Below are 16702 nucleotides of genomic sequence, written 5' to 3'. Positions count from 1 at the left end.
ATGCAGCCTGACGCGCTAGATGGGGGTTCGATCCTAAGGTATGACCGGAAGCCTGCAAGCGGGGCAGTGCTCGCAAACATGACAGAAGGGGTGGCCATTTCATGACCGACGCAGCGATTGAACGCGAATCCATGGAATACGATGTTGTTATCGTTGGTGGAGGTCCGGCCGGGCTGTCTGCAGCGATCCGACTGAAACAACTGGCCGCCGAGGCCGGCCAGGAGATTTCCATCGCGCTTCTTGAAAAAGGCGCTGAGGTCGGTGCGCATATTCTGTCCGGGGCCGTGGTCGATCCCAAGGCGCTCAATGAACTGATTCCCGACTGGAAGGAGCAGGGGGCTCCGCTCGAGGAGGAAGTCAAAACCGATATTTTCGAAGTGCTCGGTGCTGCCGGCTCGATCAGCCTGCCGACCCTCTTCTTCCCGCCGCTGATGAGCAATCATGGCTGCTATATCGTTTCGTTGGGCAATGTCTGCCGCTGGCTCGGTGAGCAGGCCGAAGCGCTGGGCGTGGAAATCTATCCGGGCTTCCCGGCCGCCGACATCATCGAGGAAGACGGTGTCATCAAGGGTGTGGTGACCGGTGATTTCGGTCTGGCCCGGGATGGTGGCCACAAGGATGGTTATCAGCCGGGCATGGAGCTGCGCGGCAAATACACACTGATCGCCGAGGGCGCCCGCGGCTCGCTGGCCAAGCGCCTGATCTCCCGCTTCAACCTGTCCGATGGCAAGGAGCCGCAGAAATTCGGCATCGGTCTGAAAGAACTGTGGCGGATCGATCCGGAGAAGCACAAGCCGGGCATGGTCAAACACACGATGGGCTGGCCGCTCGACAATTCCACCGGCGGTGGCTCCTTCATGTATCACTATGGCGACAACCTGGTTTCGATCGGTTTCGTCGTTCACCTGAACTACAAGAATCCGTGGATTTCCCCGTTCGAGGAATTCCAGCGTCTGAAGACCCACCCGGCCATTCGTGACGTGCTGGAAGGGGGCGAGCGCATTTCCTACGGTGCCCGCGCGATCACCGAGGGTGGTTTCCAGTCGGTGCCGAAGCTCGCCTTCCCGGGCGGCGCCCTGATCGGCTGTTCCGCCGGTTTTGTGAACGTGCCGCGCATCAAGGGCAGCCATAATGCGATGAAGACGGGCATGCTGGCCGCGGAGAGCGTGTTCGCCGCGATGGCCGACGGCCGCAGCCATGACGAGCTCAGCGAATACCAGGCTGTCTATGAGAATTCCTGGGTCGCCAAGGACCTCAAGCGTGTCCGCAACGCCAAGCCGCTCTGGTCGAAATTCGGTACCGCGATCGGTATTGCCCTGGGTGGTCTGGACATGTGGATCAACACGATCACCGGTGGCTGGTCCCCCTTCGGCACAATGGGCCACGGCAAGACGGATGCGGAAAGCACCCAGCCGGCCTCCAAGTTCAAGAAGATCGATTATCCCAAGCCGGATGGCGTTCTGACCTTCGACCGCCTGTCCTCGGTCTTCATCTCCAATACCAATCATGAGGAAGACCAGCCGGTTCACCTCAAACTGGCGGATGAAGCCCTGCAAAAATCCTCGGAACTGGAAGAATTCGCCGGTCCGTCCACACGGTACTGCCCGGCGGGTGTGTATGAGTGGATCGAGGATGAGGAAACGGGGGAGCAGCGCTTCCAGATCAATGCGCAGAACTGCGTCCATTGCAAAACCTGCGACATCAAGGACCCCAACCAGAACATCAACTGGACCACGCCCGAAGGTGGCGGCGGTCCGATGTATGCGGGAATGTAATCCTTTAACCGTCATCAGCCCTTGCCCTGCGGCACCTGCAGAGCGAGCATGGCCGGCATGAAGCGCTTCTTCCGTGTTCTGCCGGCCTTTCTGGCTGTGCCTGTTCTGGTGTCGTGCGTCTCCTCGCCTGTCGAGGAGGAGCCGGTTTCCGCCTATGGGGCCTTTCTCGCCGCGCGCTATGCGGGCGTGAACCGCGATGCTGAAGGGGCGGCCATCTATTATTCCGAGGCGCTGGACCGGTTGCCGGGCAATTCGGTCCTGACCGACCGCGCCTTCATCACGGCGGTGATCGCCGGTGATCTGGATCATGCCGCCGAGCTGGCAGTCGATGCGTCCAGTATCGGCGATCCCAGCCGGCTGGCCACGCTCTTTCATGCCTCCGACCTGATTGCACACCGGCGTTACGACCGCGCGCTGGAGGCTCTGGATGGGGGGCCGGAATACGGGCCCTACAACGCTTTCTTCTCGAACATCCTGATCCAGTGGTCGCTGGTGGGAGCCGGGCGAAGTGACGAGGCGATGGACGCAGCCAATGAGATGCGCGCGCCGGGCTTCCTGTCGCCGCACCTGTGGCTTCACAAGGCGATGCTGTTTGATGCGGCCGGAGAGAGCGAGGCCGCCGAAGCAGGCTACCGCTCGGCCGTGTTCACCTCCACCTTCCGCCGTCTCGCGACCGAGATGTATGGCGAATTCCTGCTGCGTGAGGGCCGCCGCGAGGATGCGATCGACCTTTATGATGGCTATCTGCGCGATGATCCGGGCGAGGCCAGTATCGAGCAGGCCCGGGCTGACGCCGCCCGCGGTGCCCGGGCGCCGCGCCTGCCATCCATTCCGGCGCTGACCGCGCGGGCGGTCCTCGGGCCGACGGCAGACCTCGCCGCCCAGGCCGACATGGACCTGACCATCGTCTACATGCGCATGGTCCAGCGCATGGATCCGGACCTGGCCCCGCTCCACGTGGTGCTGGCCGGCTCGCTGGACCGGATCGGCCTGCATGATCTGGCCCTGGCCGAATATGCCTCGGTGGATGAAGGGCCCTTCCGTCTGGGCGCGCAGATCGACCGGATCGTCCTGCTGGCGACGCTGGGGCGGATGGAAGCCGCCTATGAAGCGTCCCGGGCGCTGGCCGAGGAGACGGGCGAGCCGGAGGCCATGCTGCTCCACGCGGACATGGCCCGGATCTTCAGTGACTGCGGAATCGCGGCAGGCCTGTATCGCGAGGCCATCGCCATCAATCGCGAGCGGGGCCGTCCGGAAGACTGGCGCTATCACTATTTCCTCGCCTCCTGCGAGGTGATCCTCGACAATTGGGCGGCAGCCGAAGACGCCTATCTGGAAGCACTGGAAATCTCGCCCAACCAGTCCACCGTCCTCAATGATCTGGGCTATCTGTGGATCGAGCGCGGCGAACGCATCGAGGAAGCCTTCGACATGGTCTCCCGGGCGGCGCAGCTGGATCCGGACAATGGCAATGTGATCGATAGTCTCGGCTGGGCCTATTACCAGCTCGGCCAGTACGAACTCGCGGTTCAGGAGCTGGAACGGGCGGCCGAACTGAATCCGGGAAGCGCGACGGCGAACCTGCATCTTGGCGATGCCTATTGGCAGGTGGGCCGTGAACTGGAGGCCGGTTTCCAGTGGCGCCGGGCTGCGGATCTGAATCCAAGCCCCCGGCAGCAGGCTGACATCGAATACCGTCTGGAACATGGCCAGCCTCCCGAACACACGCCGCAAATGGCGGAACGGTCTGACGATAATGCAGGCCAGAACGGGGCGGACAGGCCGTGAACCCGGACGACATTTCGGAATTCGCTCCGGCGAAGGTGAACTTGACCTTGCGGGTCGGACGGGCCCGGGCGGATGGCTATCATCCGCTGGACAGCCTCGTGGTTTTCGCCGACTGGGGCGATGAAATTCGGGTCAAATCGAGCCCCGCCTTCCTGCTGTCCATGTCCGGGGAACCGTCCCGGGGCCTGGAAGGTGGCGGGGACAATCTGGTCCTGCGCGCTGCAATGGCGCTGCAACGCGCCGCCGGTGTGCGCGAGAGTGCCGCCATCCATCTGCACAAGCGCATTCCCCTGGCCGCCGGCCTGGGCGGTGGGTCTGCGGATGCTGCTGCCACACTCAGGGCGCTCAACCGGCTCTGGAAACTCGACTGGCCGCTGGACCGGCTGGCCCAGCTGGGGCTCGAGCTCGGTGCCGATGTGCCGGCCTGTATCTTCTCCAAACCGCTGCGCATGCGCGGGATCGGTGAGTGGATCGAACTGGTCGAGAATGTTCCCGATCTGCCGGCCCTGATCGTCAATCCCGGCGTGTCCGTGCCGACCGGTCCGGTGTTCAAATCCTATGATGCCTCCGATCCGCCCATCCTGTCCGAGCGAGGCTTCTGGCAGGGCGACCTGATCGACTGGCTGCAGGATGAGACCAATGACCTGGAAGCTCCGGCCATCATTCGCGAAGGCGTGATCGGTGACACCCTGGAATGGCTGCATGCCCAGGACGGGGCCCTGCTGGCGCGGATGACCGGATCGGGTGCCAGCTGTTTTGCCCTGTTCGAAACCGAAGCCCAGGCGCAGGCCGCGGCGGAACTGTTTCCGAAAATGGCGGAGGCGGTGTGGCTGGGACCGGCCTCGTGATCGCGCTGCCTGCTTCTTTTCTGGTCTCCCTCCTTGTGGCCCGGCTGGTGATGGCCGCGGGCATTCTCGATCATCCCAATGCGCGGTCCAGCCATTCTGACCCCACGCCCCGGGGTGGGGGATTGGGGGTGCTGGTGGGCACGATGACCGGCTGGGCCCTGATGCCCGAGACCAGTCCCGCCGAGGCGGCCAGCCTGTCCGGTATTGCGATCTGCGGTCTGATGGCGGGCGGGCTGGGTCTGCTGGATGATCTGTTTGTCCTGTCGGAGCGTCTCAAATTCCTGGTCCTGCTGGCCCTGTCCCTGGCCATCGCGGCCATGGCCGGGCCGGTGGTGACGCTGGGGCTGGGGGACTGGCCCTGGTGGCTCGGCCTGGCGGGTTCGGCGCTCTTCGTGTTCACGACGGTCAACGCGGTGAACTTCATGGACGGGTCGGACGGATTGATCCTGGCCTGTCTGGTGCCGGCCTGTCTGGCCCTGGGCATCTTAACCGGTTCACCGGCCCCGTGGATTTTGGCCGCGGCCCTGGCCGGTCTGGCGGTGTGGAATGCACCGATCCTGCGGGAGCGCGGGCGTCTGTTCGGCGGGGATGTCGGCGCGCTGGGGGCGGCGATGCTGCTGGCCGGGCTGGCGCTGGACTGGTCCGCCGGAGCCGGGGGCGGCTCGGCCTGGCTGGCGGCCCTGCTGGTCCTGCCCCTGCTGGGCGATGTGCTGTTGACCATGGGCGCGCGGGTGAAGGCGGGGCGTTCGCCCTTCCTGGCCCACCGGGCCCATGCCTACCAGCTCCTCATCCGGACTGGGGCGAGCCACCGCACGGTCGCCCTTCTCTGGGGCGGGATGAGCGTCGCCTGCGGCGCGCTGGCCCTGATCGCGACCGCCCTGCCAGTGGCGGGCCAGATCGCGGTGTTCGTGATCGCCGTGCTGGTCTTTGCGGGGATCCACAACAGGATCCGGGCCCGCGCCCGCACGCAGCTGGACGATATCTACCAATAATAGCCTGTAAGGGCCGGACGGGGATCAGTAGGCGCGTTCGACGACGAAGTCGGCGAGATCGGCCAGGGCCTCGCGCCAGGGATTGGCCTCGAAGATTTCCAGCGCCTCGCGGGCCTGACGGGCATGGGTGCGCGCCTGGTCGAGCGTGTCTTCCAGCGCATCATGCTTGGCCATATAGGCCAGCGCCTGTTCGAAATCGCCTTCGGACTGGTCGGTCTGCGCGATGGTGCGCTCCCAGAAGGCGGTCTCCTCACCGGAGGCGGATTGCAGGCAGAGCGCGACGGGCAGGGTGACCTTGCCTTCGCGGAAATCATCGCCGACCGACTTGCCCAGCTTCGCGGCCGCGCCGCCATAGTCCAGCGCGTCATCGACCAGCTGGAAGGCCAGGCCGAGTTCGCGGCCATAGGTGCGCAGCGCCGTCTCTTCCGTCTCGGACCGTCCGGCGACGATCCCGGCCACCTCGGCAGCCGCTGCGAACAGGGCGGCCGTCTTGGCGTCGATGATCTGGTTATAGGTCTCCACCGTGGTGGTGATGTCCTTTACCGCGGAGAGCTGGCGGACCTCGCCCTCGGCGATCGTGGAGGCGGCATTGGACAGCACGCCCAGCGCCTTCATCGACCCGGCTTCCACCATGAGGGTGAAGGAGCGGGCAAAGAGGAAGTCACCGACCAGCACGCTGGAGGCATTGTTCCAGACCAGATTGGCGGCAACCTTGCCGCGGCGCATGCCGCTCTCGTCGACGACGTCGTCATGCAGCAAGGTGGCGGTGTGGATGAATTCCACGGCGGCGGCCAGCTGCAGCGGCGCCTTCTCCGAATAGTTCAGCATGTTGGCGGCCGCGACGGTGATCATCGGACGGACACGCTTGCCGCCGGCCTCGATCAGATAGCGGGCCAGTTCCGGGATCAGCTCGACATGGCTGTCCAGCCGCTCGAGGATGAGAGCGTCGACTTTGCGCATGTCGTCATAGGCCATCGCAGCCAGATGCTCGGCGGCATTCGCCGGCTCCGGTTGTGCCAGCGTGTCGACTCTCACGGTGCTGTCCACGCCAGCACTCCTCTTGCAGCCCTGTGAATTGACCGAGACAATAGAAACCCGGACACCCTGCGGCAAGCGGCCGGCGCGGTGACGAAACAGCACAGGTGACACAACCCCGTGAAAGACATCCTGAAGACCCCCGATCCGGTCAAACTCTCCTTCGCCCAATCCGTGCTGAATGATGCGGGTATCGGCAATTTCGTCCTCGATGAGGGCATGTCCAATCTGTATGGCGGCGGCATTGAATTCGTGACCAAGCGTCTGGCCGTGTCCGATGAGGACGCGGTGGAAGCCGAACGCCTGCTGGCCGAGGCCTTTCGCGAAGCCGGGGACGAATGAGCGACGCCGCGTTTCCCGCCCTGACCCTGGACCGCCTGCTGGACGGGCAGGTGTCCCTGACCCAGTTCACCGAGGGCTATCGTGCCGGGATGGATGCGGTCCTCCTGGCCGCCGCGCTGGAGGCCAGGCCGGGCGATCACGTGGTGGAATTCGGCTGCGGGGCGGGGGCGGTCCTCCTGTGTGCGGCCCATCGGCTGGAAGGCGTCATCTTCACCGGGCATGAGAAGGATGATAGCGCTGCCGGCCTGGCGGTGGACAATGTCGCCCGCAACGGCCTGACCGACCGGATCGGGATCCGCACCGGCGACATTGCCGAGCTGCGCCAGTCCCACAGCGCCGACCAGGTGGCGTTCAACCCGCCCTTCTTCGACGATCCGAAGGCGCTGCGCGCCCCGAAAGCCGGCAAGCAGGCCGCCTGGCTCTCCGGTTCCGCCCCGCTGGGCGTCTGGGTCCAGGCGGCCGCCCGCACGCTGAAGGCCAAGGGCCGCCTCACCCTCATCCACCGCGCCGACAAGCTCGCCGACATCCTCGCCGCGCTCGACAAGAGTTTCGGCTCTGTCGTGATCAAGCCGATCCAGCCCCGCGAAGGCCAGCCGGCCAAACGCGTCCTCGTCACCGCCCGCATCGGCGGCCGGGCTCCGCTCCAGCTCCTGGCCCCGCTCATCCTGCATGAGGGCGAAGGATACACGACCGAGGCGGACGCGATCTTCCGGGGCCAGGCTGTGGTGGGGATGGGCTAGGGCAAGGAGATCTGGCGCAAGAGAGTGGGTGAAATTCTGTCGCCCTGGCCGACATCATACCAGCACGGATCATCATAATCGCCGCCGGCATAGCCCTCTTCCTGGGGCAGAAGCGGGCGGGGCGGGCGGTATTCTCCGGGCTCCACCCAGCCACGGAAAATCCGGGCCCGCTCCCAGCCGGGGCCGGGATGGGGCGCGTCGGGATCGACCTTCGTGCCCAGTTCCGGATGCGCCTCGTACAAGTCCCATTCCTGCTCGGTGCCGGGAAAATTCTCCGGCAGGGGCACTGTGGCCAGATCCACCTTGCCGTCGACCACCAGGCCATAGAGCCCGCCGGGATGGTTCCAGCGCTTGATATTGGGGCCGATCTCGATGCGCGCCCATTGCCGGTTGATCATCCATTTCAACAGGGCCTGATAGGGGCAGGACCAGCGCTTGGTCCGCGGCGGCGGCACGTCCGGGCGTTTGTCCAGGGGCGCATGGGCCGGGTTTTCGGGATCATGTCGCATGTTTCTCTTTCCTTCTGTCACTGCCCAAAGCGGGCAGGCCGGAAAGCGCCACGCGTGTGCACGCTGGCGGTATGAGGGGTGCGGGACGCCTTGGGCGCCGTCTGAGTTACTAAGTGTGTGACACCGTCCGGCGTCCCGCACTCGGAGATTTCCTCCCGCCTCTCGACGGGTCTTCAAGACCGGGTGGGTACAGGTTCCGACCGTTGGAACCAGCGGACCCCCTCGATAGCCGTCTTTTCGGTGCCGCAGGTCAGCTCGACCCTCCAAGACGCTCCGCTCCCCCAACACCCCCGACCTGACCGGGCCGGGCCTCGAGTGGTGCTGAGGCGAGGGGGAGACTAGGCGAGCCGGTTGGGGGTGGGGATAAGTTTTCCTCCCCCGCTCGCGGGGGAGGTGCCGAGCCTGCGAGGCGGAGGGGGCGCCGCGCAGGGCGCGGCGGTGCGGGTGCCAAGCGAGGTCCACGCCCGCCTTGGGCGGGCGCCCCCTTCGACCCGAAGCTTCGCTTCGGCCTTCAGCGCGTCGGACGATCCACCGGATCGTCCTTGGGCGCCTCAGTCCCCCGCTTCGCGGGGGCAGAAAGAATACGCCCTCTCCCTGGGGAGAGGGTGGCGCGCATGCGCCGGGAGCGGGGGAAATCCCGGTGCTTACAGGTCATCGCCAAGACCTCGACGATCCCCCTCATCCGCCCCTTCGGGTCACCTTCTCCCCGGGGAGAAGGGGGGCTTTGAGCTTCTTCACCCATTGGCATGGGGCAGAACGCGCCGCTCAGCGCAGCCGGCCCGTCCGATACAGGCGCGCCGTCAGCAGGACGAGCACAAACTCTGTGACCAGCGAGACATGGCCGGCCAGACCGCCATAAAGCCCCTCCCAGGTGAGCCAGACCCACAGGCCGACATGCATCGCCATGCCCCCGATCACGCCCCAGAGGGCCAGGCGCCGGCGCAGGGTCAGCAGGACGAAGGCGAGGATATTGATGCTTTGGTGGAGGAGCATGGCGGCGGCCATGCCGTCAGGCAGGCGGGAGACGAAAACCCGTGTGTCCGGGACCGGCAGGGGCAGGACGGCCCAATCGAAGCTGACCAGCCAGATGGCGGCACTCCAATAGAGATACCAGAGGGTCAGACCCGCCAGGATCAACTGAACGGGCCAAACGCCCGCCGGGCGATTTCCCTGTGTGTGTCGTGACATGCCCGACGCTCCCCAAAGCGTGGGGGGCAGTATGCGCTGGAAGCGGGGATTGAGGAAGGTTTTAGCGCGGGGGCTGCTGGGTGAGAGAGGTGCAGGGAGACGGAGAAAATGGTGTGTGTCCCCGTTCTTTTCCCGAGGTTTTTTGCAGCGCGCATCCCATCTGGAGTTGTGCTGTCGGGGCGGGTCAGGCACGCTGTTGACTAAACATGCAGTTGGCTGGGAATCCAATGAAGCGGGTAACTCACGAAGAACAAATCCGGCATGAGAACTTGAGAAAGCGGAGAGAGTATAAGAGTTCTCGCAGGGTGGCTATCAAGCTTAAGAAACTAGAGGAATTCGATCGAATTCGGTCGACAAAGAGGTCGCAGCTCGAATCTCCGGAGCTTCTAGCGTCTGAATATATACCAATAGTAGTACCAAATAATCTGTCACTAAACTCTAACATTGAAGAGTCGCTAAAATTTTTTAATGAAATCAGGCATCTTGTAATAACGAATAAATTTCCGATCCAACTGATATTTGACAATGTGGAAAAAATTGGCTCTTCAGCGGCACTAGTTCTTGCTGCAGAAATTTACAGATGTAGATATCTTCGCAGGTATAGAAATGGTCATTCAGTTACTGGAACATACCCAAAAAGTGAAAGCGTAGCCTATATACTGTCAAAAATGGGATTTTTTAAGTCAATAGGTGTTTATGACCCATTTGTTGGTGAGGATACTGATGTTGAAAACTTATATGTAAACTATCAATCGTTTACCAATGTGGACTCTCCTCATATCACCCGGATTCGAGATGATTTGATGGAGGCATTCCCTCACTTCGATACCCTTGCTAAGCAGCGAATGAAGGGTGCGATCATTGAGGCGATCAGTAATGTGTTCGATCATGCATTCAGGGTGCCCGCGAGGTTTCCCTTGGTGGGGCGTCGGTCATGGCTTGGTGGAGTGGTAAATCGAGAGATGGGCCAGTTTACTCTCATGGTCTATGATCAAGGTGGAGGGATCCCTGGAACGCTGGAGCCTTCGGTGGTTGAAAGGATTCGGGCGACGGGCGCATTGCGTTCAAGGCCGAGTGATGGCGAAATGATTGAAGCAGCTACCAAAATACGTCGAACCTCGACCATGCAAAGTGGTCGTGGCAAGGGGTTCGAGACGATGCGAAGGTTCGTGGACGCGTCTGACGATGGTGAGCTTAGGGTATTCAGTAATTCAGGGCGCTACCTATATAGTGAGCACAAGGACACAATTTCAGCTGACGCAACAGACTCGCTCTGGGGAACGCTAATTCTGTGGCGTGTTCGGCATCAGGGAGCACAGCTAGTAGCGTGACAAAGCCAAACACAATCAACGTTAGTCGAGACTTTTCGGTTGAGCCTGGGCCTCGCTACAAGAAGCAGGGACCATTCAGTGGGGAGCTGTTTCGAGAAAAGTGCCTTGTTCCAGCGTTGAGGGCTGGGGGCTGCGTCATTGTAGAAATGGATGGGACCGAGGGCTACGGAAGTTCTTTTATTGATGAGGCGTTCGGTGGGTTGGTTCGGTCTGGGGAGTTCAAGGCTGATGAGCTTTTGAAAAGAATAGACATTATTTCAAATGAAGACCCTTTGTTGAAGGGTGATGTTGAGGCTTCAATAAAAGAAGCAAAGCCCGATGTGTAGCTTAATTTGTAGCCGCATTGTATATGCAATTATAGAGTCGTTGCCGTCAATATTTGTTATAATTTCAGGTTTTTTTATTTTTCATGCGTTGGCTTCTCGGCGACAGAAAAGAGATGAAATTCATAAGTCTATAGAGTATTGCCGGTCCTCAATTAATGATCTTTTGTCTGTATCCGAAGTGGTTTGGTCAAAAAATGGAAAAGAGGCAATATCGTCTGGCGGTGTTTTGAGAGTGAAGTCAATATTCGTTAATTTAAGTGTGGAGATAGACTCTCTGTGCGGATATAGTGATGAGTTTAATATATGTAAGGAGCCTTACCGTGATTTGAAAATGGGTATTGATGAACTCACGGTCACAGAGAATGGGAAAGAAAAAATCGTAAATTTAATGGATGAAAATAGAAGGGCTATTAGTCGTTTGCCTGTGGCTCCAAGGCAGGCTGCCATGCGATTGAACAAGGCGCTTCGAACCGCGTTCACCAAGCGCTACGGCTAAGGCTTTTGGTCATCAAATTTTTGTACTAGCGGTCGCATCTGCTTTTTTGCCGATTTTTGGTGTCAAGCCCATATTCGCTATACATCCACCGCTACGCGATCTTTCAGGCTTTTCCTCACCAAATTCCCCTTCAGCTTCAAAATCTCATTCCCCCTACGCGCTAAAGCGCTTCGGAGGACAGGCCCGCTTTAGTCGGCCTTCAACTTCAAAATCTCATCCCTCAACTTCGCCGCCGTCTCAAACTCCAGATCCGCCGCCGCTTCCCGCATCTGCTTCTCCAGCTCAGCAATCACCGCGGTGATATTCTCACCGCCCTCAAAGCTCGCCTGAGCGCCATCGGACACGCCTTTCGGTTTCCCGCTGGACTTCTTCCCACGGCCCTTGCTGGCAACGCCGCGCCCCTTGGCCTGGCTTTCCATCACTTCTTCCAGGATGTCGCTGATCCCGCGGGTGATGGTCTTCGGGGTGATGCCGTGTTCTGCGTTATAGGCGATCTGCTTGTCCCGGCGCCGTGTGGTTTCGTCCATGGCGCGTTGCATGGAGCCGGTGGTGCGGTCGGCATAGAGGATGACTTTTGAGTCGGCGTTTCTCGCCGCGCGACCGATCGTCTGGACGAGGCTGGTTTCGGATCTCAGGAAGCCTTCCTTGTCGGCGTCGAGGATGGCGACGAGGCCGCATTCGGGGATGTCGAGGCCTTCGCGGAGCAGGTTGATGCCGACGAGGATGTCATAGACGCCCAGGCGGAGGTCGCGGATCAGTTCGATCCGCTCCACCGTGTCGACATCGGAGTGCATGTAGCGGACCTTGAGGCCCTGCTCGTGCATGTATTCGGTGAGGTCCTCGGCCATGCGCTTGGTCAGCGTGGTGATGAGGGTGCGGTAGCCGTTTTCTGCGGCGGTGCGGGCCTCGTCGATGACATCATCGACCTGGGAGGCGCCATCGGCAGCGACGGGGCGGACCTCGACGGGCGGGTCGATCAGGCCGGTGGGGCGGATCACCTGTTCGGTGAAGACGCCGCCGGTCTGGTTGAGTTCCCAGGAACCGGGCGTGGCCGAGACGGCGATGGTCTGCGGGCGCATCGCGTCCCATTCCTCGAATTTGAGCGGGCGGTTGTCCAGGCAGGAGGGCAGGCGGAAGCCGTGATCGGCCAGCGTCTTCTTGCGGTTATAGTCGCCCTTGTACATGGCGCCGAGCTGCGGGATGGAGACATGGCTCTCATCGGCGAAGACGAGGGCATCCTCCGGCAGGTATTCGAACAGGGTGGGGGGCGGTTCGCCCGGCTTGCGGCCGGTGAGGTATCTTGAGTAGTTCTCGATGCCGGCGCAGGAGCCGGTCGCCTCCATCATTTCCAGATCGAACTCGGTACGCTGTTGCAGGCGCTGGGCTTCCAGCAGCTTGCCCTCGGCCTCCATCCAGGCGAGGCGCTGTTTGAGCTCCTTCTTGATCTGGACGATGGCCTGGTTGAGCGTCGGTTTGGGCGTCACATAGTGGGAGTTGGCGTAGAATTTCACGCTCTTGAGATCGGCGATCGCCTTGCCGGTGAGCGGATCGAATTCGGTGATCTGCTCGACCTCGTCGCCGAAGAAGGTGAGGCGCCAGGCGCGGTCATCATAGTGGGCCGGGAAAACCTCCAGATTATCGCCGCGCAGGCGGAAGGTGCCGCGGATGAAGGCCTGGTCATTGCGCGTGTATTGAAGATCCACCAGCTGGCGCATGACCTGGCGCGGATCGATCTCGTCGCCCGGCTTCACCTCGAAGGTCATCGCCGTATAGGTCTCCACCGAGCCGATGCCGTAAATGCAGGAGACCGAGGCGACGATGATCACATCATCGCGTTCCAGGATGGAGCGCGTGGCGGCGTGGCGCATCCGGTCGATCGCCTCATTGATGGAGCTTTCCTTCTCGATATAGGTGTCCGTGCGCGGCACATAGGCCTCGGGCATGTAATAGTCGTAGTAGGAGACGAAATACTCGACCGCATTGTTCGGGAAGAAGCTCTTGAACTCACCATAGAGCTGGGCGGCGAGCGTCTTGTTCGGGGCGAGGATCAGGGCCGGGCGCTGCACCGCCTCGATGATCTTGGCCATGGTGAAGGTCTTGCCCGTGCCGGTGGCGCCGAGCAGGACCTGGTCGCGCTCCTCGGCTTCCAGGCCTTCCACGAGTTCCTGGATCGCCGAGGGCTGGTCGCCCATGGGCGTGTATTCGGAGACGCACTGGAAGCGCAGCCCGCCCTCGGCCTTTTCCGGGCGCTCGGGACGGTGCGGTGTCCACTCGCCCGCCGTGGACGGGACCGTGTCCAGCACGAAGTCTTCCGGCGCGGTGAGGGTGTCGTCGACGGTCAGCTTGGTCATGGGGGGAATATGCGATCTCACGGGCGCGGGGACCAGAGGCGGCACTGCGGGCGGGGTGAGGTCCCTGCCAGCGTTGTGTCAGGAGTGGGCGGCGAAAAATATCGTCATACGGAATCACTCTCCGCTCATCTGGCGTTAAACATGTTCGGCCTAGGGTAATCCTCGACTTTCGATGGAGGAGACCATGTCAGTTCCTGGCGATGCAGCAATCAATATTCTTCTGGTCGACGACAGCCGTCCGGTTCGAACCGTCCTGAAAACGCTGCTTTGTGGTCTTGGTGTCACCCGCATCTATGAAGCGGAGACGCGTGAGGAAGCCTTCATCATGGCGCGGGTCTGCCGCCCCGACCTGGCGATCATCGACTATGATCTGGGCCGGGAGACCGGTGTGGACCTGGTGCGCGCCTTCCGTGATGCGGCTCACAGCCCGATGCCGGAAATCCCGCTCATCCTGCTCTCGCCCACCGGTCAGGAACACCTGACCGCCGGAGCGCGCGAAGCCGGTGTGGATGCCATCCTGCCCAAGCCGGTGACGGCGCGGATGCTGGGCGACAAGATTGCCGAACTGACCGAGGGCGCCGCTCAGGCCCCCGTCAGCGAGGTCGAGCGCAAACAGGCCTGACCTGCGACCCGGTCTTCCGGGCACCAGACAGGTCGGTCGGGGGAGACACGGTCGTGCTGAAGGGCTTGCGAATTCTCGTTGTCGAGGACTTGAAGTCCATCCGCGACCTGGTCTCCCGCCTGCTTGGCGGTCTGGGCTGTGATGATGTCCACCAGGCCGAGGATCTCGCCTCCGCCCGCCAGAAGATCGACCGGTTCGGCTTTGACGCCGTGTTGCTGGACTATGACCTGGCCGGCGAGAACGGGCTGAGCCTGCTCGCCGAGCTGCGGCAGAATACCTGGCATTTCAACCGGCTGGTGCCGGTCATCCTGCTGACCGGCCACAAGGCGCCGGACCGGGTGGAAGACGCCATGGCGACCGGGGCGAATGCCTATCTCGTCAAACCCGTCATGCCGGACCTTCTCGGTCGGCGCATTCTGGACGTTCGTGAAAAAACCGGCTGGGTGCGGCCACCGGATGACGGCAATGCGCCCCAGAAAAAGGCCGGTTCGGAGTCGGGCGGCGGCCCGGATGATGACGGGAATATCGTCTGGCTGTGACGTCGTCCGGCTTTAGCGGCCGGCGTCCGGCAGGCCGGTGCGCGGCATCGCCTCGACACTGTCCCACTGTTCCGGAAAGATCAGGCCTTCCGTGTCAAAACCGCGATCCCGCAGGCTCTGCAGGCGGGCTTCGATGAGGTCCGGATCGGGCCGGGGCGTGCGGGACAGCATCCAGAGATAGCGGCCCTGGGGTTCGGAAATCAGCGCCCAGGAATAATCCTCCGCCAGATCGATCACCCAGTAATCCCCGTAGAAGGGGCCGAAAAAGCTGACTTCCAGCCGGGACGTGTCGGCCGGGTCGGGCAGGCGGGCGCGACCCTCGGCGATGTCCGGCATTCCGTCCAGACCGCCTTGCCAGCAGCGATTGATCACCCGGATCCGGTCTTCGCCCTGGCGTTCATAGAAGGCGGTCACCCCGTCGCAATCGCGCTCGAAACTGTGGTCCGCCCGGAAAATCTCGAACCAGAGCCCGGCATAGCGGTCCAGGTCGACACTCTCGACCGTCGCCGGCGGCGTGTCACCGGCCAGACGGTCACGCGGGCTCTCCATGCAGGCGGTGAGGGCGAGGGCGGGCAGGACAAGGGCGAGGGTGAATAGCGGGCGCATGAACCGGATCTCCATACCGTTTCCGGCGGAGATAGGCTTCGGCCGCGGCAAGTCCAGACCTCGCATCCCCGGGCGGTCAGGCCTCGTCGTAGACGTCCGCTTCGATCACCGCATCGAGGCCGATCTCCAGATAATCGCCCAGCATGGGCGCGCCGAGGAGATAGGTGGCCGTGGAACCGGTGCGGCGGCGGCGGGCTTCGCGGACGGCGCGGGGGAAATCCGCCCCGTCATAATCACCCCGGCCGATCCAGTAGAGCGCGACGAGTTCGGCCTGGGCCTCTTCGTCCAGGCTTTCCAGCCAGTCCTCGATCTCGGTGCGGATCGGGTCGATCTCGCCGGTCATCAGCGTTTCCACGGCGTCGGTCTCGGACGTGTCCGGATCGCGATCCAGCTCGAAATCCTCGACCTCTTCCTTGCTGTCATAGGCGCGGGCGCGAAGGATGAGTTTGCGGACAGTGTTCTCGGATATGTTCATGACGACGTCCTTTCACGTCTGACGCGATGAACGGTACGCAACAGGCGAAGCCTATCACGGATGAGGCGGGCTGTGACCTCACAAACCGGCTGCGGCCTGGTGACGCGGCCGGTGTGAAGCGGGCAAATTCCTGCCGACAGGCGCGCCCTCTCAAGACTTGGTTAAGGACGATTGGCGAGTATGGAGCCAGTGATTCACCCGTCGTCGCCTGCGAGACCCCATGTCCGGCAGTTTTGATCGTATCCGTGTCCTGATCGTTGAGGACAATGCGCACATGTCGACCATTCTGCGGACCATTCTGCAGGGTTTCGGCGTGCGCACGATTGTGGAAGTGCGCGACGCGGCCGATGCGTTCGAGACGATGCGGGATGTGAACCCGGATTTCGCCCTGGTCGACTACATGCTGGGCGATCTGAACGGGCTGGAATTCACCCGTCTGGTGCGCACCGCCTCGGACAGTGCCAACAAATATCTCCCCATCATCATGGTCACCGGTCACACAGACCGCTCCAAGGTGCTGGAAGCGATCAATGCCGGCGTGAATGAATACCTGGCCAAGCCGGTGCGTCCGGTGGACCTGTTCCACCGCATCACCGCGCTGATCGAGCGGCCGCGCCGCTTCATCAAGGCCTCGACCTATTTCGGCCCGGACCGTCGCCGCCGGCAGGACCCGCGCTATGCCGGCCCCTGGCGCCGTTCGACGGATGATGAAAACTCCGCCACGGGCTAGGCCGGACTT

The 16702-nt window shown here is 62.3% G+C and carries 17 protein-coding genes; 11 read left to right on the top strand and 6 right to left on the bottom strand.

Going from position 1 to position 16702, the window contains the following annotated elements:
- Positions 1-101: 101 nt before the first annotated feature.
- The 4 genes from FCS99_RS08610 to FCS99_RS08595 are packed head-to-tail and all read left to right on the top strand — an operon-like array spanning position 102 to position 5403.
- On the top strand, positions 102-1775 hold the full coding sequence (locus FCS99_RS08610; RefSeq protein WP_138511668.1) for an electron transfer flavoprotein-ubiquinone oxidoreductase: 1674 nt from the start codon (positions 102-104) through the stop codon (positions 1773-1775).
- A 48-nt stretch (positions 1776-1823) separates the two neighbouring features.
- Positions 1824-3563 (top strand): tetratricopeptide repeat protein, encoded by a 1740-nt coding sequence (locus tag FCS99_RS08605; RefSeq protein ID WP_138511667.1) that lies wholly within the window; start codon positions 1824-1826, stop codon positions 3561-3563.
- Positions 3560-4411 carry a 4-(cytidine 5'-diphospho)-2-C-methyl-D-erythritol kinase gene (locus tag FCS99_RS08600; protein WP_138511666.1) on the top strand — a complete coding sequence of 284 codons (852 nt, stop codon included), beginning with the start codon at positions 3560-3562 and terminating at the stop codon, positions 4409-4411. Before FCS99_RS08605 ends, FCS99_RS08600 begins: the two co-directional genes overlap by 4 nt.
- The gene (locus FCS99_RS08595) at positions 4390-5403 is read left to right on the top strand and encodes an MraY family glycosyltransferase (protein WP_138511665.1); all 1014 of its coding nucleotides are present in this window, start codon (positions 4390-4392) and stop codon (positions 5401-5403) included. The genes FCS99_RS08600 and FCS99_RS08595 overlap by 22 nt, the downstream gene beginning before the upstream one ends.
- A 24-nt stretch (positions 5404-5427) precedes the next feature.
- Here FCS99_RS08595 and FCS99_RS08590 read toward each other — a convergent pair whose 3' ends face one another.
- Positions 5428-6378, bottom strand: a complete 951-nt coding sequence (locus FCS99_RS08590; RefSeq protein WP_138511756.1) for a polyprenyl synthetase family protein — start codon at positions 6376-6378, stop codon at positions 5428-5430.
- A 180-nt stretch (positions 6379-6558) separates the two neighbouring features.
- Between FCS99_RS08590 and FCS99_RS08585 the strand changes: the two genes are divergently transcribed.
- Together FCS99_RS08585 and FCS99_RS08580 are read left to right on the top strand one after the other, a co-directional pair.
- A complete protein-coding gene (locus tag FCS99_RS08585; RefSeq protein ID WP_138511664.1) occupies positions 6559-6780 on the top strand; it encodes a putative signal transducing protein in 222 nt (73 codons plus the stop codon).
- On the top strand, positions 6777-7520 hold the full coding sequence (locus FCS99_RS08580) for a tRNA1(Val) (adenine(37)-N6)-methyltransferase (protein WP_138511663.1): 744 nt from the start codon (positions 6777-6779) through the stop codon (positions 7518-7520). The genes FCS99_RS08585 and FCS99_RS08580 overlap by 4 nt, the downstream gene beginning before the upstream one ends.
- Here the strand turns inward: FCS99_RS08580 and FCS99_RS08575 are convergent.
- Positions 7517-8029, bottom strand: a complete 513-nt coding sequence (locus tag FCS99_RS08575; RefSeq protein ID WP_138511662.1) for a hypothetical protein — start codon at positions 8027-8029, stop codon at positions 7517-7519. The genes FCS99_RS08580 and FCS99_RS08575 overlap by 4 nt on opposite strands.
- A 765-nt stretch (positions 8030-8794) precedes the next feature.
- On the bottom strand, positions 8795-9217 hold the full coding sequence (locus FCS99_RS08570) for a hypothetical protein (RefSeq protein ID WP_138511661.1): 423 nt from the start codon (positions 9215-9217) through the stop codon (positions 8795-8797).
- A gap of 305 nt (positions 9218-9522) precedes the next feature.
- On the opposite strand from FCS99_RS08570, the gene FCS99_RS08565 reads away from it, so the two are divergent.
- A complete protein-coding gene (locus FCS99_RS08565; protein WP_138511660.1) occupies positions 9523-10548 on the top strand; it encodes a hypothetical protein in 1026 nt (341 codons plus the stop codon).
- Complete coding sequence (locus FCS99_RS08560; protein WP_138511659.1) at positions 10545-10874, top strand: STAS-like domain-containing protein; 330 nt, start codon at positions 10545-10547, stop codon at positions 10872-10874. The genes FCS99_RS08565 and FCS99_RS08560 overlap by 4 nt, the downstream gene beginning before the upstream one ends.
- 684 nt (positions 10875-11558) lie before the next feature.
- Here FCS99_RS08560 and uvrB read toward each other — a convergent pair.
- Positions 11559-13721 carry an excinuclease ABC subunit UvrB gene (gene uvrB / locus FCS99_RS08555; protein WP_138511658.1) on the bottom strand — a complete coding sequence of 721 codons (2163 nt, stop codon included), beginning with the start codon at positions 13719-13721 and terminating at the stop codon, positions 11559-11561.
- Positions 13722-13905: 184 nt separating this feature from the next.
- Here uvrB and FCS99_RS08550 point away from each other — a divergent pair, with 184 nt between their 5' ends.
- Both FCS99_RS08550 and FCS99_RS08545 read left to right on the top strand, forming a co-directional pair.
- Positions 13906-14343 (top strand): response regulator, encoded by a 438-nt coding sequence (locus FCS99_RS08550; protein WP_171036300.1) that lies wholly within the window; start codon positions 13906-13908, stop codon positions 14341-14343.
- Between the two features lie 53 nt (positions 14344-14396).
- On the top strand, positions 14397-14882 hold the full coding sequence (locus FCS99_RS08545) for a response regulator (RefSeq protein WP_171036299.1): 486 nt from the start codon (positions 14397-14399) through the stop codon (positions 14880-14882).
- A 12-nt stretch (positions 14883-14894) separates the two neighbouring features.
- On the opposite strand, the gene FCS99_RS08540 is transcribed toward FCS99_RS08545, so the two are convergent.
- Both FCS99_RS08540 and FCS99_RS08535 read right to left on the bottom strand, forming a co-directional pair.
- Positions 14895-15488: a lipocalin family protein gene (locus FCS99_RS08540; protein WP_171036298.1), complete on the bottom strand. Its 594-nt coding sequence runs from the start codon at positions 15486-15488 to the stop codon at positions 14895-14897.
- 76 nt (positions 15489-15564) lie between these two features.
- The gene (locus tag FCS99_RS08535) at positions 15565-15963 is read right to left on the bottom strand and encodes a DUF3775 domain-containing protein (protein ID WP_138511654.1); all 399 of its coding nucleotides are present in this window, start codon (positions 15961-15963) and stop codon (positions 15565-15567) included.
- A gap of 220 nt (positions 15964-16183) precedes the next feature.
- Between FCS99_RS08535 and FCS99_RS08530 the strand changes: the two genes are divergently transcribed.
- A complete protein-coding gene (locus FCS99_RS08530; RefSeq protein WP_138511653.1) occupies positions 16184-16693 on the top strand; it encodes a response regulator in 510 nt (169 codons plus the stop codon).
- Positions 16694-16702 lie beyond the last annotated feature (9 nt).

This window comes from Maricaulis alexandrii, assembly GCF_005871165.1.
GTDB lineage: Bacteria > Pseudomonadota > Alphaproteobacteria > Caulobacterales > Maricaulaceae > Maricaulis > Maricaulis alexandrii.
This window is presented reverse-complemented; position numbering and strand designations above follow the sequence as displayed.